This is a genomic window from Pseudoxanthomonas sacheonensis, assembly GCF_010093305.1.
Classification (GTDB): Bacteria; Pseudomonadota; Gammaproteobacteria; order Xanthomonadales; family Xanthomonadaceae; genus Pseudoxanthomonas_A; species Pseudoxanthomonas_A sacheonensis.
Genome location: NZ_PDWS01000019.1, coordinates 48382 through 68693, shown reverse-complemented (window position 1 = coordinate 68693; position 20312 = coordinate 48382). Strand labels below are relative to the sequence as shown.

Sequence of the window (20312 nt, the reverse complement as noted above, 5' to 3'; positions counted from 1 at the left end):
CTTGTAGAAGCGGGCCCTGCCCGCGACGCTTTTCGTGGGGCGCCCGTGGAGCGTCGCGGGCAGGGCCCGCTCCTACAGGGGGCAGCCTACAATCTCTCTCATGACCACCCTTTTCATCTCCGATCTGCACCTGGATTCCTCCCGGCCGGCCATCACCGAACTATTCGGCCAGTTCGTACGGCGCGAAGGGAAATCGGCCGACGCGCTGTATGTGCTCGGCGACCTGTTCGAAGCCTGGGTGGGCGACGACGACCCCTCCGAAGTCGGCGCTTATGTCGCCTCTGCATTGCGGGAAGTGGCCGATGGCGGCGTGCCGGTGTATTTCATTCGCGGCAACCGGGATTTTCTGGTGGGGCAGGATTACGCGGCGCATGCCGGCTTCCGCATCCTGTCGGACCCTGCCGTGGTCGTGCTTTACGGCAAGCCGACGCTGCTATTGCACGGCGATCTGCTGTGCACCGACGATGTCGCCTACCAGGCCTTCCGCACGCAGACCCGCAACCCGGACTGGCAGGCGCAGTTCCTCTCGCAGCCTCTGCAGGCGCGGCTGGCCTTCGCCGCACAGGCACGTGCGGCCAGTCGGGCGCATCAGGCCAAACTGCGCGAAGGCGGCAACGATGTGCGGTTCGAGACGGTGACCGATGTGACACCGGCCACGGTGGAAGCGACGTTCGCGCGCTTCGGCATCGACACCATGATCCATGGGCACACCCACCGCCCTGCCGTGCATACGTTGCGGTTGGGCGAACGGGAATGCACGCGCATCGTGCTGGGCGACTGGTACGAGCAAGGGTCGGTCTTGCGCGTGGATGCCGACGGCTATCGCCTGGAGTCGTTGCAGGCGTAAAACCCCCATGGCCGCGGGATGCGTAGAGCGCGTAGGAGCGACGTAAGTCGCGAATATCCGGGATCTGGAATGCAAATGGATCGTTTCGCGACTTACGTCGCTCCTACGCGCGCGCTATAAATCTATGGCGCTAGCTGCTCCAGGGCGGCGATTTCCTCGGCGTCGAAACCGGCCTGCAATCTCGCATGATGGTTGAACGGACCGCGCAGCACGGGTCCAGCGTACTGGACCAGCAGCTCGCGAAAAGTCGAACGCGGCTCCCTGCCTTCGCGTTCGCAATACCAGCGATACCAATGCGAACCGGCGGCGACATGGGCCACTTCCTCGCGCAGGATCAGCTCCAGAATCTCCACGCTGGCCTTGTCGCCCAGGTTGCGCAGTTTGGCGATCATGCCCGGCGTAACGTCCAATCCGCGCGCCTCCAGCACGCGCGGCACCAGGGCCATGCGCGCCAGACCGTCGTGCGCGGTCTTCTCGGCCATTTCCCACAGGCCGTTGTGCGCGTCGAAGTCGCCGTATTCATGTCCCAGTTCGCGCAACCGGCCGCGCAACAGCACAAAGTGCCGTGATTCGTCGTTGGCCACCGACACCCAGTCGGCATAGAACTGCGGCGGCAGGCCGCGGAAGCGATAGACCGCGTCCCAGGCCAGATCGATGGCGTTGAACTCGATATGGGCGATGGCGTGGATGAAGGCAGCACGGCCTTCGGCGCTGCCTATGCCACGTTGCGGAAGGTCGCGCGCCGGCACCAGTCGCGGCCGCTCGGGACGGCCGGGCATGCGGATGGGCTGCGGTGCTGGCGCATCGGGAGCGGCACGGAGTTCGCGACGGGAGAACGCGGCGGCGTACTCCTGGGTCAGCGTGACTTTGCCGTCTGGCGAAGCAGCGTCAAGGCATGCCCGAGCGGCGTCGAAGAGTGACGAAAACATGAAAAACGAATCGTCATCCCAGCGAAAGCTGGGATCCATTTTGACTTTGCTCCTGAATGTCGAACAGCAAAGGCAAAAGCAAGATCAAAACGGATCCCGTATTTCGCTGGGATGACGATCCGGGCGAAACGGGTTTCACGACACCCGACGCTTGCGCTTGGCTTCGTCCGAACGCAACGCTTCGATGCGTTCGAAATAGCCCGGCTCGATGCCCGTCACGTAATCGCCATTGAAGCAGGAAGAGTCGAAGCGCTGCAGATCCAGATTGCCCTCGCGTACCGAGGCTTCCAGGTCTTCCAGGTCCTGGTAGATCAGCCAGTCGCAGCCCAGGAATTTCTCGATTTCCTCGATGCTGCGTTCGTTGGCCACCAGCTCATCCGCCGCCGGCATGTCGATGCCGTAGATGTTGGGGAAACGCACCGGCGGCGCGGCCGAGGCCAGGTAGACCTTGCGCGCGCCGGCGTCGCGCGCCATCTGCACGATCTGCTGGCTGGTGGTGCCGCGCACGATGGAGTCGTCCACCAGCAGCACCACGCGGTTGCGGAACTCGAGCGGGATTGGATTGAGTTTGCGGCGCACCGATTTAACCCGCTCGCCCTGCCCCGGCATGATGAAGGTGCGGCCGACGTAACGGTTCTTGATGAAGCCTTCGCGGTACTTCACGCCCAGCACGTTGGATATTTCCAGCGCCGCGTCGCGCGAGGTGTCGGGAATGGGGATGATGGTGTCGATGTCGTGGTCCGGGCGCAGGCGCAGGATCTTCTCGCCCAGCTTCACGCCCATGCGCATGCGCGCCTTGTGCACCGAGACGTTGTCGATCATCGAGTCCGGGCGCGCGAAGTACACGTACTCGAAGATGCAGGGCGCATGCTCTTGCGGTTCGGCGCAGATTTCGGCGAACAGCTCGCCGCGCGCGGTGATCACGATGGCCTCGCCCGGCTGCACGTCGCGCACGCGCTGGAAGCCCAGGATATCCAACGCCGCCGATTCCGACGCGACGATGTACTCCGTGCCTTCGTTGTGCTCGCGCTTGCCCAGCACCAGCGGGCGGATGCCGTGCGGGTCGCGGAAGGCCACCAGGCCCAGGCCCAGCACCACGCTGACCACCGCGTAGCCGCCCTTGACCCGGCGATGCACGCCGGCGACTGCGCGGATCGCGGTCTCGGGCGAAAGCGTGCGCTGACGGTCGAGTTCGTGCGCGAACACGTTCAGCAGCACCTCGCTGTCCGAATCGGTGTTGATGTTGCGGCGATCCTCAGCGAACACATCCTGGCGCAGGGCGTCGGTGTTGATCAGGTTGCCGTTGTGCGCCAGGGCGATGCCGTACGGCGAATTCACGTAGAACGGCTGCGCTTCGTCCAGGCCTTCGGAACCGGCGGTCGGGTAGCGGCAATGGGCGATGCCCACGCGCCCTTCCAGCGTGCTCATCGCCTTGGGGTTGAACACGTCACGCACCAGTCCGTTGTCCTTGTGCACGCGCAGGCGCGTGCCGTCGGCGGTGGCGATGCCGGCCGCATCCTGCCCGCGGTGCTGCAGGACGGTCAGCCCGTCATAAAGCTGCCCCGCAACGTTCTGGTTGCCGACGATTCCGACGATGCCGCACATGGTTTGCGTACTCCGCTTGCTTATTGCGAATTGGGCCGTTTCTGGCCGTTGGGGCGTTTCGATGATTCGAGGTTGGCGGGACCGCTTGCCGGGGCCTGCCCGCTCGCTTCGATGTTCGCGGGTTCCTGCCCGCCGGCCTCGATGTTCGCCGGATCCTTGCCTGCCGGGACGCTTCCCACCGCCTGCCGCTGCGACACGCCACCTTTGGCCTTGTCGATGACTTGCTGAACGACACCGTCCAGCAAGGGTCCGGACGCTTCATCCGGGGCGACATTATCGCCTGAGCCGAGGGCATTGCGAAAATCCATTTCCGGAACGGACCAGTCCGGCAGCTTGGAACGCATCCAGCCCGCAGCGGGCAGCAATACCGGCAGAACGCTGGACTGGCGCCAGGAAGGCTCGCTCGGCAAGGGCGTGAAGCCCATCAACAGCACCAGGATGCAGGCCAGGAAAGCTCCGCGCAGCAGGCCCAGGCCCGCGCCCAGCATGCGGTCCACGCCCGACAACCCGACCGAACGGACCATCGATTTGGCCAGGGCGCCGATCAGCGCCACCACCACCATCACCACCACGAAACTCAGCGCATAGCCGCCGAACAGTTCGGTCATGGTGGGTCTGCCGTCGTCGGACAGCCAGAAGGCGGCCTGCCCGCCGAATTCGAAAGTGACCCAGCCGGCCAGCAACCACGCAGCCGTCGACACCAGCGTGCCCACCAGCCCCCGGATCAGGCCGAGCAAAGCGGACCCGCCGATGATGATCAATAGAACGATGTCGATCATCGTGACGGATATCCCCCGATTGCTGCGAGCCGGCCTTTCATCCCCGGGCTCCGGTCAAATATCAGGCGGTCACGGATGCGGGCGGACCATGCCGCTGATGCCCACCTTGGCCGCGACCTGAGCCTTCAGTTTGTCGGCGTCGGCGCGACTGGCGACCGGGCCGACGCGCACCCTGCTCAGCGTGCCCTTGTCGGTCTTGACCTGTTCGACGAAAGCGCTGAACCCCCCGGCGCGCAGTTTGTCGCGCAAGGCATTGGCGTCGGCAGCCTTGGAGAAGGCGCCGAGCTGTACGGCGAAACCCACATTGGAAGCGGCTGGCTTGGCCACCACCGGCTCGGCCGGCTTGGGCGCGGGCTTGGGTGCAACGGCTGCCGGTTTCGGCGCCGCTGCCACAGGTTTCGGCGCGGGTGCGGGCGCGGGTGCGGGCGTGGTCTGTGCGGGTTTAGGCGATTCGGGCAAGGTCTGCGTGGTTACCGACGGCGCGGGCGCGGCCAGCGGCACCGAAGTCGATGCGGATGCCGTCGCAGGTGCGGCGGCATCCAGGGTCACCACCTGCGCTTTCACGTCGCTGCGCACCTGCGACGCCTGCAAGCGCACGGTTTCGGCATCGGCGCGCTCGGCGTAAGGTCCGATACGCACGCGATAGGCGGTTTTGCCGTTGATGGTGGTGGGCTCGCGGAAAGCCGGAAGCGAGGACTGCTTGAGGCGCGAGATCACCGCGTCGGCGTCTGACGGGGTGGCGTAAGCACCGAAGTTGACCGCGTAGTTGCCGCCTGCCGTGCTGGCCGGCAGCATGGCGCCCGCTGCGGTGGCCGGGGCAGCGCCGAGCGGAACGGCCTCGCTTGCGCTTGCCGGCGCGGCAGCCGGCTTCTCATCCATGCCCACCACGCCGCCCGCCGGAGCGTTGCCGGGCGTCACCAAGGGAAGTTCGCGGGTTTCGTATTGCCCGCCCGGCGCGGCCGGCACCTCCAGCGGTACGTCCGACACGCCGCTGTCGGGCGCGGGACCCTTGATCAGCATCGGCAGGAAGATCACCGCCAGCGCCACCAGGACGACGGCGCCGATCAGGCGTTGTTTGAGTGCGGTATCCATGCGGGCTCGCAAAACGACGCGGCGGGAATGCCGTGCGAATTATACGGTGCCGCGAAACGGCTTCCCCGTCATTGACCTGAATGCAGGATCGCCAGCGCTTCGGCAACGGTGTGGAAGGAACCGAACACGAGTATCCGATCTTCCGAATGCGCCTGCGCCAGAGCCGCCTGCAATGCGGCATGCACGTCGGCGTGGCGCGAGCCTGCGGCTGCCGCGCCGCTGACCTTCGACGCCAGCTCATCCGCCGATTGCCCGCGCGCGCCCACGCTCTCCAAGCCGGCGAGCAACCAATCCGAGACTTCGCCCTCAAGCGCCGCAACCACGCCCTGCACGTCCTTGTCGGCCAGGGCAGCGAACACCGCAAGTGTGCGTCCAGGCACAGGTTCGGCCCGCAACCATGCCGACAGTTCGCGCGCGGCCTGCGGGTTGTGGCCCACGTCCACGATTACCGGTGTGCCATGCAGGTCGAAGCGTTGCAATCTTCCGGGGAGCGTTGCCGAAGCAACGCCGCTCGCCAATGCGGACGTCGGCAGTTCGATATCCAGCGCGCGCAATGCCGCGATGGCGGTCGCTGCGTTGGCGCGCTGCACCGGCGCGCTGAGCTTCGGATTCGGCAGCTCGATCGCGAAACCGGCATCGCGCCAGCGCCAGTGCGATTCATCCACAGGCTCATGGATGAAGTCGCTGCCCAGCCGCACCGCGTTGGCGCCGATGGCGTAGGCGTGGCGCAGGACGCTGGAAGGCGAGTCGATCTCGCCCAGCACCAGCGGCTTCCACGCGCGTGCGATGCCCGCTTTCTCGAAGCCTATGCTTTCGCGGTCGCTGCCCAGCCAGTCGATGTGGTCGATATCGACGGTGGTGATGACGGCGACGTCGGGGTCGACGATGTTCACCGCGTCCAGGCGGCCGCCGAGGCCGACTTCCAGCACTGCCAGGTCGAGATTCGATTGTTGGAAAAGCCAGAGCGCAGCCAGTGTTCCGAACTCGAAATAGGTGAGTGGCACGCTTGAGCCTTCCCCTTCAGGGGGAGGAGCCTGCCCCGTACTTGATACGAGGTTGGGTGGGGATGGTGTTGGACTGCAACCTGGGGAATCCCCACTTCGCCGTACCCTCACCCCAACCCCTCTCCCGGTGGGAGAGGGGCTCAAACGCGCCGCCTCCACCGCTTCGAATGCAGCGACCAGTTCTTCATCGCTGGCCTCGCGTCCCTCGATGCGCACGCGTTCGTTGTAGCGCAGCAGATGCGGCGAAGTGTAGGTGCCGACTCTCAATCCTGCCGCGCGGGCGATGGCCTCGATGAACGCTACCGTGGAACCCTTGCCGTTGGTGCCGCCAACCGTGATGACGTGCGTGGCGGGTTTGCCCAGCGACAGCCGGCGCGCCGCTTCGCGTGTGCGCTCCAGGCCCAGCTCGATGGACTTCGGATGTTGCTGCTCGATGTAATCGAGCCATTCCTGCAGCGTGCGCGCCATGGACTTACAGCGCCCGATGCACCGCTTCGCCGAAGAACGGCGTGTGGTGCGCGCAATCGTTGAGACGGACGATTTCCAGATGCTCCACGTCCGGGCCTTCCAGCAGGTTGAGCGTAGTCGGCGCCTGGCGGAAGCTCCACAGCTTGGACAAGGGCAGGCCGAGGACGCGGCACAGGATCACGCGATTGACCGCATCGTGCGCGACGACCAGCAGCGTGTCGCCCTCGCCCAGGCCATCGGCCGCGCGCGACAGCCCCTGCCAGGAACGGTCCAGCACCTGGCGCAGGGATTCTCCGCCGGGCATGAGCACGGTTTCGGGCTCTTCGCGCCACGCACGCAGCCGTGCCGGATCTTTGTCGTTGATTTCGCTGGCCAGCAAGCCTTCCCATTCGCCGTGCGCGATTTCCTGCAGATCGGGGTCCAGGGCGAGCATCGGCACCCGCGCTTCGCCCAGGGCCAGTTCGGCAGTGCGGCGCGCGCGCGACAGCGGCGAGGCCACCGCGCGGGCGATGTCGACGTCCGCCAGGCGCACGCCCAGCGCAGCGGCCTGCGATTCGCCCATGGGCGATAACGGGATGTCGATCTGGCCTTGGTAGCGGCCTTCGGCGTTCCACGGCGTTTCGCCGTGGCGGGCAAGCAGGATGCGCATTGGGGGAATGGTTCCGTGTAGAGGTGAAGCCGGGCGTTCCAGGGCTTGAAACGACGACGGGAGCGAATGATACCGCGCCGCGACAAACCCAAAGCGCCATGACGCCAGAACGCGCCGCAGCGCGCCGGCAAACCAACAGTGGTCAGCGCCAAGAACCGGGGCAAACCATTGCCATGGACGGATGCCCGTGTCGATCAGCGCGCCGCGCCCATTTCCTTCAGCAGCCGCGGCGCCGGGTAGACCTCCTGCATGATCCAGCGCAGGTAGCGGCCATCGACGGAGATCATGCGCGTCATCTTCGGATCGAACACCCAATTGGAACTGACCGACTCCCAGTTGCCGTCGAACGCCAGCCCCACCAGCTTGCCGTGCGCATCCAATACCGGGGAACCGGAATTGCCGCCGGTGATGTCCAGGTTGGACAGATAATCCACCGGCACCGTGCCCAGGCGCTTGTCTTCCAGACCGCCGTAACGCCTGGCCTTGACCGCATCGAGCAAGGCCTGCGGCGCGTCGAACGGCTCCGCGCCGGTCGCCTTGGCGGCGACGCCTTCGACAGTGGTGAACGGCGTGTATTCCACTCCGTCCTTCGGCTGGTAACCGACCACGTTGCCGAAAGTGATGCGCAGCGAAAGGTTGGCGTCTGGATACACGAACTCGCCCTTGCTCTTGCGGTAATCGGCCACCGCCTGCAGATAGACCGGCCGCACCAGCAAGGCCTCGCCAGCCCGCGTCTTGCGCTCCTCCTCAAGCTTGAGCAGCGAAGGCATCACTGCGACGGCGTATTGGATGGCGGGATCGGTGCTGGATTCGAACGCCTTGCGGTCCGCCTTCAGCCACTTCATGCGCTCGTCGGTGCTGCCCAGCCTGGTCTTGGCCAACCGGTCCAGCGCACGGGTGAGGTTCTGCTCTTTGCTGCCGACCAGAAACTTGTCGATAGGGGCCAGTCTTTGCGCCGCCGGCAGCTGCACGTACTGCCGCAACCAATACTGCTGCAATTGCCGGTCCATCGCCGGCACATAGCGCCGCTCCAGCTGTTTCTGTGCGCCTTCGATGGAGGGATAGTCGCGTTGCTGGTAACCGGCCTCGCGCTCGGCGTCGGGTTTTTCGCGTTCGATGGACAGGCGGTACAACTGGATCGCCGTACCCAGCATCGCGGTGTTGTTGATCTGGCCGACGACCAGATCGCGTTCGCGCGTGGTCTTGGCCGCCTCGCCGAGTTCGATCAGCTTGTCGTGCGCCGCCAGCGCGGCATTTCCCTGCGCGCCGCGGCCACGCAGCCACACCAGAACCGCTTCTTCATCGGCGTGCTTCTGCCAGGCGGCATCGATGCGCTCGAAGCCCGCCAGCTGGCCTTCGTAGTTCTTGCTGGTGTTGTTCCAACCGGCCATGGTGCTGGCGTACTTCACCTGGATATCGGGATTCTTCTTGCCTGCCGCGTCCACCAGCGCGATCAGGTTCTTGTAGTGCTTGACGGCAATCGGATAATTCCAGCCTGCGGTGCTGTCGAATTCGCTGGCCAGCGCGTAGCGGTTGGTGGATCCCGGATAGCCGGCCACCATCACGAAGTCGCCCTCGCCCAGCGCCTTGTCGGCGAACTTCAACCAGTGCTTCGGCCGGTAAGGCACGTTGTCTTTGGAGAACGCGGCCGGCTTGCCATCCTTGCCCACATAGGCGCGATAGAAAGCGAAGTCGCCGGTATGGCGCGGCCACATCCAGTTGTCGATTTCGCCGCCGTACTTGCCCACTCCGCTGGGCGGCGCATAGGCAAGGCGCACGTCCTTGATTTCCAGATTGCGGAACAGGCGATAGGCATTGCCGCCGGAAAAACTGTAGAGCTTGCAGCGGAAGCCCGCTTCGGCCTCGCATTCGGCAGTGAGTTTTTTGTCGAAGGTTTCCAGTGCGCGAGTCCGCGCCAACGGATCGTCGCCGGCCGAGGCGATGGCGGCCTTGGCCTCGGCGGTGGCGTCCTTGATCGAATCCAGCACGTAGATGCGCGCGTTGGGACCTGCGCTGACTTCATCGGCGGGCGTAGCCGGGTTGAAGCCCTGCTTGATCAGGTTTTTCTCCGCGGTCGAGTTCAGCTGGATGGCGCCGTAAGCGCAATGGTGGTTGGTGACCACCAGGCCGCCCGGGGAAACGAAACTTGCCGTGCAGCCGCCCAGCGCCACTACCGCGCCCATCGGGTCGCCGGTCAGATCGGCCAGTTGCTTGGGGTTGAGCTTGAGGCCGGCCTTCTTCAACGGCCCGGAGATTTCGGGAAGCTGTTGCGGCACCCACATGCCTTCGGCGGCCTGGGCGGCGCCGGTCTGGGCCGCGAAGGCGACGGCTAGCGAAACGGCAAGCAGGTTCAAACGCACGGGCAATTCCTTGCAGATCATGGACTTTGGATTGTAGCCAGCCTGTTTGCCGGCGACTCCATGACTTATGGCAGGGAGGGCCAACGGCCGGCCATGGGCGGCGGCGTATAATTCGCGCCCTCTCTCAAGGCAGGGCCTGCACCGTCATGGCGCAAACGATGAAAGCACTGGTCAAACGGGAAGCAGGCAAAGGGATCTGGATGGAACAGGTGCCCGTGCCCCAGCCCGGCCCCAATGAAGTGCTGATCAAGCTGGAGAAGACCGCGATCTGCGGCACCGATCTGCACATCTATCTGTGGGACGACTGGAGCCAGCGCACCATCAAACCGGGTCTGGTGATCGGCCACGAGTTCGTGGGTCGCATCGTGGAGATGGGCCCGGGCGTCAGCGGTTACGTGTTGGGCCAGCGTGTTTCCGCCGAAGGGCACATCGTCTGCGGCCACTGCCGCAACTGCCGCGGCGGCCGTCCGCACCTGTGCCCGCACACGGTGGGCATCGGCGTGAACCGCGATGGCGCCTTCGCCGAATACATGGTGATGCCGGCCAGCAACCTGTGGCCCATCCCCGACCAGATTCCCAGCGAACTGGCCGCGTTCTTCGACCCCTACGGCAACGCCGCGCACTGCGCGCTGGAATTCGACGTGGTCGGCGAGGACGTGCTGATCACCGGCGCCGGCCCCATCGGCGTGATCGCCGCGGGCATCTGCAAGCACATCGGCGCGCGCAACGTGGTGGTCACCGACGTCAACGATTTCCGCTTGAAACTGGCGGCCGACATGGGCGCCACCCGCGTGGTCAACGTGGCCAAGCAATCGCTGAAGGACGTGATGGCCGATCTGCACATGGAAGGCTTCGACGTGGGCCTGGAGATGAGCGGCAATCCCGCGGCCTTCAACGACATGCTCGACTGCATGTACCACGGCGGCAAGATCGCGCTGCTCGGTATTCTGCCCAAGGGCGCCGGCGTGGATTGGGACCGCATCATCTTCAAGGGCCTCACCGTGCAGGGCATCTACGGCCGCAAGATGTACGAGACCTGGTACAAGATGACCCAGCTGGTGCTGGGCGGTTTCCCGCTGGGCAAGGTGCTGACCCACCAGATGCCTATCGACGATTTCCAGAAGGGCTTCGACCTGATGGAAGCGGGCAAGGCCGGCAAGGTGGTATTGAGCTGGAACTGAGCGGCTGACTCTACGTGGCCGACGCGTGAACCGACCTTCCCGGGTGTCGGGGGCGTAGCCCCGACCTACTGCTGGAATTGACGCACGTTCCGTACTCACCGGCATGGCTACAAAGAAGGGCGCCTTTCGGCGCCCTTCCGGTTTTTTTGCTCTAGCGGTTTGTAGCGACCGCTTACGGCACCGCGACGGTAATGGTCACCGCCACGCGATCGTCGTAGATGTCCGAGCCGTCCTTCAGTTCGTCGGCATCGGAACCGAAGGTGTCGTAATAACCCACCGTGGCGGTGGCCGGACCGAAGCTCTTGCTGAGCGTGACCGAACCATCGAAGTAATCGGAGCGACCACCGTCATCAGCCGCCTCAATCGAGGTGTAGCCAGTCGATGCGCCAAGGCTGAAGCCGGACTCACCGATGTCATATGAAGCCGACAGGCCGCTGTATATCTCTTCGGCATCGGCATTGCCGTAATCATCGGCATAGGCAAGGATGCCGCCGATCGTCACCGGACCGCTCCACGTCAGCTTGGCGATATATTCGTTGTAGTTGATGTTGCCGTAGAACCTGCTGTCGTCCTCGTAGGTGTAGCGGGTTACGCCGAGGTCGAGATTCCACGCATCGCTCAGATCCTTGTTCCAACCGACGAAGTAGTCGAGCTCGTAGTTTGGGCCGCGAATGCCGGCTGCCGGATCCGGATCGCCGAAATCCACGTTGGAGCCCCAGATGCCCGCATACAGGCCGAAGGGCGCCGAGTAGGTCACGCCAGCCTGGAAGGCGGGGCCTTCATCGGTCTGCGACACGCCGCGGAACACGTAGTCGGAGGTGACGGCGAAGGTGGCGCTGAAAGGCGACGAAGCCTCTTCTTCGGCGGCGGGCGCCTCGGCTTCTTGAGCAAACGACACAAACGGTGTCGCCAACAATGCGACCGCTAGAGCAATACTGAGTTTGACTGGCTTCATCCGGGTTCTCCTGATAGGCGTGGGCTTCGGGCGCGGGTTTAAACAAAATCGCAATCGCAGGTTCACGATTTTTTAACCGAATTGATATTGCGACGCAACATTCGCCTCGTCAAGTACCCACGCCATAAAGTTCGCGCAAACTTTCGGATGTTTCAGATGGAACTATTCCCCCGCTGCGAACACGCCGAATCGCGATGGCGCCAGCCGGATTTGGGAGCCCGTCGGATAAGCCGGTAGCCCTGCCCCTCCCGGCAGTTCCACTTCGACCTCCGCATCGCCTTCCTGCAGACGCGCCCACAAACGCTGCCGTGGCCCGCTGCGCTGGCTAGCCAGCACGGTCGCCAGCCAGGTATCGCCCGAATCGGTCACCGCCAGATGCTCCGGGCGCACATAGAGTTCGACCGGACCCTGCAGCTCCGGTTTGTCGCGAAGATCCAGATCCAGCCCCGCGACCCGCAGCCGCCCTTGCGTCGAATGCCCAGGCAACCGATTGACCGCGCCGACGAAGGAATACACGAACGGGCTGGCCGGTTCGTCGTAGGTCTCGGCCGGACTGCCCAGCTGTTCGATGCGGCCCTGATTGAGGATGGCGACCCGGTCGGCGAGTTCCAGCGCTTCCTCCTGGTCGTGGGTGACGAACACGGTAGTCAATCCGGTGCGGTCGTGGATCTCGCGCAACCAGCGGCGCAGATCGCGGCGCACCTGCGCGTCCAGCGCGCCGAACGGCTCGTCCAGCAGCAACACGCGCGGTTCGATCGCCAGCGCGCGCGCCAGCGCCACGCGTTGGCGCTGGCCGCCGGAGAGTTGCGACGGAAAGCGCGCTTCCAGCCCTTCCAACTGCACCAGCGAGAGCAGTTCGCTGACCCGTTCGCGGATGCGCGCGTCGGGCCAGCGCTTTTCGCCGCGGCGCACGCGCAGGCCGAAGGCGATGTTCTCGCGTACGTTCATGTGCCGGAACAACGCGTAGTGCTGGAACACGAAGCCCACCCGCCTGGCCTGCACGCTCAACTGCGAAGCGTCTTCGCCGCCCAGCAGCACGCGGCCGCCATCGGCCTGTTCCAGGCCGGCAATGGCGCGCAGCAAGGTGGTCTTGCCGGAACCGGAAGGCCCCAGCAACGCCAGCAGTTCGCCGTCGCGCACATTCAGGCTGATGCCATCCAGGGCAGTGAAATCGCCATAGCGCTTGCTGAGGTTTTCGATGCGGATGGTCATGGGTGCAGCCTCAATGACGATGGTTGGCGGCGAGCGATTCGCCGTGCCGCCATTCCAGGTATGCCTTGACCACCAGAGTGATCAGCGCGGTGATGGCCAGCAGCGAGGCGACCGCGAAGGCGGCGCCATGGCTCTGGCCGATGTCGTTGTAGAGCGCTTCCACATGCAGCGGCAGCGTGTTGGTGCGGCCGCGGATATGCCCCGACACCACCGATACCGCGCCGAACTCGCCCATCGCCCGCGCACTGCACAGCAGCACGCCGTACAGCAGCGCCCAGCGGATGTTGGGCAGGGTCACGCGCCAGAACGTCTGCCAGCCGCTGGCGCCCAGGCTCAACGCAGCCAGTTCTTCGTCGGTGCCCTGCTGCTCCATCAGCGGCATCAGCTCGCGGGCGATGAAGGGGAAGGTGACGAATACCGTCGCCAGCACGATGCCCGGCACGGCGTAGATGATCTTCGGCAACTGCAGCGTGGTTGCGCCGAGCAACGGGAGATCGAAATGCCAGCCTTCCTCGATCAACGGCCAGGCCCAGCCCTGCGCGCCGAAGATCAGCACGAACACCAGGCCCGCCACCACCGGCGAGACCGCGAAGGGAAGATCGATCAGGCTCACCAGCAGGCGCTTGCCGCGGAACTCGTGCTTGCTGATCGCCCATGCTGCAGCGATGCCGAAGACCAGGTTCAGCGGCACCACGATCGCGGTCACCAGCAGGGTGAGCTCGATCGCGGCCAGGGCGTCGGTTTCGGTAACCGCATCAACGAATGCCTGCACGCCATTGCCCAGCGCTTCGGCGAACACCAGCACCAGCGGCAACAGCAGGAAACCGAGCAGGAACAGCAACGCGGCGCCGATCAACAGCAGCTGCACCCAGCGCGGTTCGGTGATCGCGGGAGTAGCGTTGCTGCGGCGGTCGCTGGCGGGGGTCACCAAGGAGTTCTCGGACGGCAGGGCGATGACGGCGGTCGTGGCTTCGCTCATCTTAACGTCCGCGCCGTGAGAGCTTCGCCTGCAGCGCATTGATCGCCAGCAGCATCAGCAGCGACAGCAGCAGCATCGCCAGGGCGATGGCCGCGGCGTCGGCGTATTGGTATTCGTCCAGTCTGAAAGTGATCAGCAACGGAGCGATTTCGGTCAGGCCCGGCAGGTTGCCGGCGATGAAGATCACCGAGCCGTATTCGCCGACGCCGCGCGCGAAGGCCAAGCCGAAGCCGGTCACGATCGCCGGCCACAGCGCCGGTAGGATCACCCGCCGCACCGCCTGCCAGCGGTTGGCGCCCAGCGTCGCGGCGGCCTCCTCCAGTTCGCGCTCCACTTCGGACAGCACCGGTTGGACTACCCGCACCACGAACGGCAGGCCGATGAACACCAGCGCCAGGGTAATGCCCAGCGGCGTGTAGGCGATTTTGATGCCGACGCTTTCGAACCAACGCCCCACCCAGCCATTGGGTCCGTACAGCGAAGTCAGCGCGATGCCGGCCACGGCGGTGGGCAAGGCGAATGGCAGGTCGATCATCGCATCGAACACGCGCTTGCCGGGAAAGCGGTAGCGCACCAGTACCCAGGCCACCAGCGTGCCCATCACCGCGTTGAATGCCGCCGCGACCAGTGCGGTACCGAAGCTCAATTTCAACGCAGCCAGCACGCGCGGTTCGGTCCAGATCTGCCATAGGCCCTGCCAGCCCAGGCCACCAGCCTTCAGCAGCAGACCGGCCAGCGGAATCAGCACGATCAACGAAAGCCAAGCCAAGGTGACGCCCAGGCTCAAACCAAAACCGGGCACCACGCGATTGCGTCGTGCCCGCCTGGCGGACGGCAAGGGTGCGGTCGCTGCCAATTATTTCTCCGACTGGATCTGGTCGAACACGCCGCCCTCGGCGAAATGCTTGGCCTGCGCCTGGGCCCATGAGCCGAATACCTGGTCGATGGTCACCAGCTCGACTTTCGGGAAGCGCGCGACGTCGGCCGGGTCGGCATATTGAGGATAGCGCGGACGATAGTAGTGCTTGGCGGCGATCTTCTGCCCTTCCGGCGAATACAGGTACTGCAGATACGCCTGCGCCACTTCGCGGGTTCCATGCTTGTCCACGTTCTTGTCCACCAGCGCCACCGGCGGTTCGGCCAGGATCGACAGTTTGGGCACGACGATCTCGAACTTGTCCGGGCCCAGTTCCTCGATGGACAGGAATGCTTCGTTTTCCCACGCCAGCAGCACGTCGCCTATTCCGTTCTGCACGAAAGTAGTGGTGGATCCGCGCGCGCCGGTATCCAGCACCGGCACGTTGCGGAACAGCGCGCGCACCATGTTGCGGGTCTTGGCTTCGTCTCCCTTGAAAATCTTCAAACCGTAGGCCCATGCGGCGAGATAGTTCCAGCGCGCGCCTCCGGAAGTCTTGGGGTTGGGCGTGATCACCGCGACGCCGGGCCGCAGCAAGTCGGGCCAGTCCTTGATCTTCTTCGGGTTGCCCTTGCGCACCAGGAATACGATGGTGGAAGTGTACGGCGAGCTGTTTTCGGGCAGGCGCTTCTGCCAGCTGGCCGGGAACAACTTGGCGCGCTGTGCAATGGAATCCACGTCGTAGGCCAGTGCCAGCGTTACTACGTCGGCCTCAAGCCCGTCGATCACCGCGCGCGCCTGCTTGCCGGAACCGCCATGCGAAGTTTCTATTTCCACCTTCTGCCCTTTCTTCTGCAACCAGTCCTTGGCGAAAGCGGCGTTGAAATCGCGGTAAAGCTCGCGGGTGGGATCGTAGGAGACATTGAGCAGCTTCACGTCCTTGGCCAAGGCGCCCGCAGCGATGGTCAGACCGAAGGCGAGCAGCAAGGCCCGGAGAGACGATGGAATCGGGGCGATTTTCATGGGAATGGCTCCGGTTTTTTCAGAAGGCTACTTGCAGGCGCGTGAATACGGCTTTCTCGTCTTCGCGGTCGGCGCCGCCCGCGGCGCCGCCTTCCAGACTCGTATGCAGGTAGTTCAATACCAGCTTGAGGTTGCTGTTGAGATACCAGTTCAAACCTACCGTCCAGGAGGAAGCTTCGCTGGCGGACACCGCCGGGTCGGCGAACAACGGGAAGGCGTCTTCGTCGATCTCCAGCACGCCGTAACGGCCGACCAGTTCGAAAGCGCCCCATCCGTCCTTGCCCGGACTGAATGGATGCGAGGGTTTGACCACGCCGCGGTAGCTGGCGTCCTCGCCGGTGAGCACGTAGCTGGCGGTCGCCTGCCAGGCTTTGTTCGACAATTCTTCGCGGACGCCGCCTATGCTGACCTCCTGCTTGGAGACAATGTACTCGGCAAGCAATCCGAATGCATTTCGATAGTAGTAGCCCTGCGGGGAAATACGGCTGTGCTGTCCGTCGGCCAACGCCGCGGCACGATAGTTGAAGAATTGCACCTGGCCGGGCGTGCGGTAACGCGGCAGGAAATTGGCGCCGCCGCCCTGTTTGTCGCCGACGCTGGCGCCGATGCCGAATCCCAGGCCGGACAGCGCGTTGGCGTCGTTCTTGAACGGCTCGAAGAACACTCGCCCCGCGTACTCGAACTCGTTGTCGGGATTGGTGGTGACCGCATCGCGGCCGTCGACGGTGCCGTTGAACACGCCGATCGCGTAGCCGAAGCGGCCTTCGGCCAAATCGCCCTGCAGCTGGATGCCTATGTCGCGATTGGGCGCCAACTCACTGGGCAGCGCGCGCTCCACCTCGGACAACGCGGACGAAGACTGCAGCCGCTCCAGTCCCACCGGCGAAGTGAACTTGCCCGCGCGCACGGTGTAAGCGGGATCGAAACGAAGGTCCACATAGGCATCGACGATGCTGGCGCTGTCGCCGGCGAATTCCGGCGTGAAGCGGAAGCCCACCAGCTTGCCGAGCGAACCTTCGATGATCGGCCGCGCGGTGCGCAACAGGAAAGTATCGTTGTTGCCCGCCGGCACCCCATCCAGGAAGAAGCGGCCGTCGCCCTGCAGCAAGCCGCGGATCTTCACTTCGTAGTCGCCATTGGCCGACTTGAAGGAAGCACCCTTGTCGTTGACCGCGATCACCGGCGCTTCCTTGGCCTTGGCTACCTGCTCTTCCTGCTGCAGTTCCAGCTTGCGCTCCAGGATGCGCAGACGCTGGTCCAGGCCGGCCAGCCCCGGCTCGCCGGCCGACGCGTCCTCGGCCGTATCCACCGGCGCGCCGTTCAGGCGGCGCTCCAGTGCTTCCAGGCGCTGCTGCAACTGCTCCACGGTGAGCTTTTCTTGTGCCGAAGCGGGAACGGCCAAGGCGCATGCCAAGGCGCCCGCCCACCACGCCCCTTGGACTTTCGCCTTGCTTCGCTGCATTCCTGTTCCCACGGCGGACTTTCCTGAATAGGCCTTTTGGCTGGAATGCAGATGCTGCGCATGCACATTGCCCAGGAGAAATGAATTAAGGCATGCCCCTTATGTCTGATCGGCATGACGCCACCATTCTCGGAGGCAGGCGTATGCGACGAATTGTTAAACTGGCGCTCTTTTTCGAAGCGCAAGACGCCATGTCCGACTCGCAGACCCAGTCCCCCGCTCTCACTCAGCACTACATCGCCGAACTGGACGCCATCCGTGCTCAAGGCCTGTTCAAGGCCGAACGCGTCATCACCAGCCCCCAGTCCGCCGAGATCGAGCTGGCCGACGGCCGCAAAGTGCTGAATTTCTGCGCCAACAACTACCTGGGACTGGCCGACCACCCGGACATCATCCAGGCGGCAAAGGACGCGCTGGATACGCACGGCTTCGGCATGGCCAGCGTGCGCTTCATCTGCGGCACCCAGGATCTGCACAAGCAGTTGGAAGCGAAGATCGCCGAATTCTTCGGCACCGAGGACACCATCCTCTACGCTGCCTGCTTCGACGCCAACGGCGGCCTGTTCGAACCACTGCTGGGCGAAAACGATGCGGTGATCTCCGACGCGCTCAACCACGCTTCGATCATCGATGGCGTGCGTCTGTGCAAGGCCAAGCGTTTCCGCTACGCCAACTGCGACATGGCCGACCTGGAAGCGCAGTTGCAGGCCGCCGAAGCCGCTGGCTGCAAGACCAAACTGATCACCACCGACGGCGTGTTCTCCATGGACGGTTTCATCGCGCCGCTGGACGAAATCACGGCGTTGGCGAAGAAATACGGCGCGCTGGTGCATATCGACGAATGCCACGCCACCGGTTTTCTGGGCGCGACCGGTCGCGGTTCGGCCGAGGTCAAGGGCGTGCTGGACCGCATCGACATCGTCACCGGTACGCTGGGCAAGGCGATGGGCGGGGCGCTGGGCGGGTTCACCACCGCCAGGAAGGAAGTCATCGAGCTGTTGCGCCAGCGTTCGCGCCCCTATCTGTTTTCCAACTCGCTTCCGCCGCATGTGGTCGCCGCCGGCATCAAGGCCTTCGACATGCTTTCTTCGGCGGGCGAGCTGCGCGAGAAACTGGCGGAAAACACCCGCTATTTCCGCGAAAAAATGACCGCTGCGGGTTTCGACATCCGCCCGGGCGTGCATCCCATCAGCCCGGTGATGCTGTACGACGCGCCGCTGGCGCAGCGCTTCGCCGAGCGGCTGCTGGAGGAAGGCATCTACGCGATCGGATTCTTCTTCCCGGTCGTCGCCAAGGGCCAGGCCCGCATCCGCACACAGATGAGCGCAGCGCATTCGCGCGAACACCTCGACCGCGCGATCGGTGCCTTCACCCTGATCGGGCGCGAGCTGGGCGTCATCAAGAGCTGATAGGCATAAAATTTGCCGTAGGAGCGACGTAAGTCGCGACTTACGTCGCTCCTACGGCAATGACGAGGCAGGCGATAGCGTGGCGGCCTCTTCCGCCGACAGGCGGCGCCACTGTCCTTTCGGCAACTCTCCCAGCGCCAGCCCGCCTATCGCGGTGCGGATCAAACGCAACACGCCGATATCGGATTCGGCCAGCAAGCGGCGGATCTGCCGGTTGCGGCCTTCGTCCAGCACGATCTCCAGCCAGGCGTTCTTGTCCCCATGGCGCAACATCCGCGCGGACTTCGCACAGAGAGGTTCTCCTTCCACCACCACGCCCGCCGACAGACGCACGAGCAAGGCGGCATCGGGAATGCGGTCGACCTGCACGTGGTAGGTCTTGTCCGGTCCGGTTTCCGGATCGGTGATGGACGCGGCCCACTCGGGGTCGTTGGTGAACAGCAGCAACCCTTCGCTGGCCTTGTCCAGACGGCCGACCGGTGCGATCCAGCCCAGGCCAGCGCCATCGAAGCATCGGTAAACCGTGTCGCGGCCACGCTCATCCTTGGCTGTGGTCACCAGCCCGCGCGGTTTGTTGAGCGCAAGGTAATGACGCAAGCCCTGCCCGATTTCCTTGCCATCCACGGCGATGCGATGAACGCCACGGACCACCGGGTATTCGGGGTTGCCGACGGTCCGCCCATCCACCGACACGCGTCCGGCTGCGATCCAGGCAGCGGCCTCGGTACGCGAGCAGACTCCCAGCTTGGACAAAGTGCGTGCAAGCCCATGCCTCGGTGCAGGGGCCGGCTTGGTCGTGTCGACGGAAACCACGGATTACGGAGCGCGCGCCTCGCCGAACGCGGCGCAGGGCCAGATTACTTCTTCTTTACCGGCTCGGCAGCCGGAGCCGCGACCGGTACGGCCGTTGCCGCCGCCGGCGCGCCCTTGACCACGCGCACGCCGCGCGACTTCATCCAGGCATCGAATTCATCGGCGGTCATGCGCTTGCCGTTCTGGGTCATGTCGAAACGCCAGGGCGTGTTGTCGAAGGCCGTCTTCGGTTTGTAGGCCGCCGGGTCGTTGGGGTTGGCCACGCTCTGCGCGGGCATCGCCATCGCAACGTTCTGGCAAGCCTGCACGCGCAACCGGAACAGCACGCGGTCGACCGACTGGGCTTCGTCGTAGGCATGCGCCAGGACGCCGCTGGGCGCGCCCAGGGGCGTGGTGTTGGTGGCCAGCTCCGGGGCGACGGGCGCAAGCAAAGCCGTCGAAGACAACGGCGGCGATACGGAAGTGCCTGTGCAATTGGGCAGCGCATTGGCGCCTGGAATCGCGGCGAAGGCAAGCAGGCTGGAGACGGCGAAGCGGCGCATTGGGGAACCCGGGCGTTGGATTGGGCCTGAGTGTAGGAAGCGCGGCAGCCAATATCAAGGAAAGTCTCAGGTAGCCCGCGATTTGCGGTGCGCTGCTTTCGTCCACGGCCTGCGGCAAAGTTGCGGCATGTCGCGCAACCATCCTGA

The 20312-nt window shown here is 64.6% G+C and carries 18 protein-coding genes; 3 read left to right on the top strand and 15 right to left on the bottom strand.

What is annotated here, in order from left to right:
- The first annotated feature begins 100 nt into the window (after positions 1-100).
- The gene (lpxH, locus tag CSC73_RS15140) at positions 101-847 is read left to right on the top strand and encodes a UDP-2,3-diacylglucosamine diphosphatase (RefSeq protein ID WP_163841820.1); all 747 of its coding nucleotides are present in this window, start codon (positions 101-103) and stop codon (positions 845-847) included.
- Positions 848-969: 122 nt separating this feature from the next.
- Here lpxH and CSC73_RS15135 read toward each other — a convergent pair whose 3' ends face one another.
- From CSC73_RS15135 to CSC73_RS15105, 7 genes are all read right to left on the bottom strand, one after another.
- Entirely contained in the window at positions 970-1815 is an 846-nt protein-coding gene (locus tag CSC73_RS15135; protein ID WP_425502331.1) for a ferritin-like domain-containing protein, read from the bottom strand.
- Positions 1816-1911: 96 nt separating this feature from the next.
- Entirely contained in the window at positions 1912-3381 is a 1470-nt protein-coding gene (purF, locus tag CSC73_RS15130; RefSeq protein ID WP_163841814.1) for an amidophosphoribosyltransferase, read from the bottom strand.
- A 20-nt stretch (positions 3382-3401) separates the two neighbouring features.
- Complete coding sequence (locus CSC73_RS15125) at positions 3402-4160, bottom strand: CvpA family protein (protein WP_163841811.1); 759 nt, start codon at positions 4158-4160, stop codon at positions 3402-3404.
- A 69-nt stretch (positions 4161-4229) separates the two neighbouring features.
- Positions 4230-5252 carry an SPOR domain-containing protein gene (locus CSC73_RS15120; protein WP_163841809.1) on the bottom strand — a complete coding sequence of 341 codons (1023 nt, stop codon included), beginning with the start codon at positions 5250-5252 and terminating at the stop codon, positions 4230-4232.
- A gap of 68 nt (positions 5253-5320) precedes the next feature.
- On the bottom strand, positions 5321-6724 hold the full coding sequence (locus tag CSC73_RS15115; RefSeq protein WP_163841806.1) for a bifunctional folylpolyglutamate synthase/dihydrofolate synthase: 1404 nt from the start codon (positions 6722-6724) through the stop codon (positions 5321-5323).
- 4 nt (positions 6725-6728) lie between these two features.
- A complete protein-coding gene (locus CSC73_RS15110) occupies positions 6729-7373 on the bottom strand; it encodes a histidine phosphatase family protein (protein ID WP_163841802.1) in 645 nt (214 codons plus the stop codon).
- Positions 7374-7567: 194 nt separating this feature from the next.
- Positions 7568-9733, bottom strand: coding sequence for a S46 family peptidase (locus CSC73_RS15105; protein ID WP_211840900.1), 2166 nt, complete (start codon positions 9731-9733; stop codon positions 7568-7570).
- 146 nt (positions 9734-9879) lie between these two features.
- Here CSC73_RS15105 and tdh point away from each other — a divergent pair, with 146 nt between their 5' ends.
- Positions 9880-10914 (top strand): L-threonine 3-dehydrogenase, encoded by a 1035-nt coding sequence (gene tdh / locus CSC73_RS15100; RefSeq protein ID WP_211840899.1) that lies wholly within the window; start codon positions 9880-9882, stop codon positions 10912-10914.
- Positions 10915-11086: 172 nt separating this feature from the next.
- On the opposite strand, the gene CSC73_RS15095 is transcribed toward tdh, so the two are convergent.
- The 6 genes from CSC73_RS15095 to CSC73_RS15070 form a co-directional block, all read right to left on the bottom strand.
- Positions 11087-11869, bottom strand: a complete 783-nt coding sequence (locus tag CSC73_RS15095; protein WP_163841795.1) for a TorF family putative porin — start codon at positions 11867-11869, stop codon at positions 11087-11089.
- Between the two features lie 162 nt (positions 11870-12031).
- Positions 12032-13081 carry a sulfate/molybdate ABC transporter ATP-binding protein gene (locus tag CSC73_RS15090; protein WP_163841791.1) on the bottom strand — a complete coding sequence of 350 codons (1050 nt, stop codon included), beginning with the start codon at positions 13079-13081 and terminating at the stop codon, positions 12032-12034.
- 10 nt (positions 13082-13091) lie between these two features.
- Entirely contained in the window at positions 13092-14060 is a 969-nt protein-coding gene (gene cysW, locus CSC73_RS15085) for a sulfate ABC transporter permease subunit CysW (protein ID WP_163841788.1), read from the bottom strand.
- Between the two features lies 1 nt (position 14061).
- A complete protein-coding gene (gene cysT / locus CSC73_RS15080; protein WP_246197537.1) occupies positions 14062-14916 on the bottom strand; it encodes a sulfate ABC transporter permease subunit CysT in 855 nt (284 codons plus the stop codon).
- Positions 14917-15939, bottom strand: a complete 1023-nt coding sequence (locus CSC73_RS15075) for a sulfate ABC transporter substrate-binding protein (RefSeq protein WP_163841785.1) — start codon at positions 15937-15939, stop codon at positions 14917-14919. It abuts the gene before it with no gap.
- Positions 15940-15958: 19 nt separating this feature from the next.
- Entirely contained in the window at positions 15959-17401 is a 1443-nt protein-coding gene (locus CSC73_RS15070) for an OprO/OprP family phosphate-selective porin (protein WP_163841782.1), read from the bottom strand.
- Between the two features lie 191 nt (positions 17402-17592).
- Here CSC73_RS15070 and kbl point away from each other — a divergent pair, with 191 nt between their 5' ends.
- Positions 17593-18810: a glycine C-acetyltransferase gene (kbl, locus tag CSC73_RS15065; RefSeq protein ID WP_163841779.1), complete on the top strand. Its 1218-nt coding sequence runs from the start codon at positions 17593-17595 to the stop codon at positions 18808-18810.
- 51 nt (positions 18811-18861) lie between these two features.
- On the opposite strand, the gene CSC73_RS15060 is transcribed toward kbl, so the two are convergent.
- Entirely contained in the window at positions 18862-19623 is a 762-nt protein-coding gene (locus CSC73_RS15060; RefSeq protein ID WP_163841777.1) for a pseudouridine synthase, read from the bottom strand.
- Between the two features lie 44 nt (positions 19624-19667).
- The gene (locus CSC73_RS15055) at positions 19668-20165 is read right to left on the bottom strand and encodes a hypothetical protein (RefSeq protein ID WP_163841774.1); all 498 of its coding nucleotides are present in this window, start codon (positions 20163-20165) and stop codon (positions 19668-19670) included.
- Between the last annotated feature and the right edge of the window lie 147 nt (positions 20166-20312).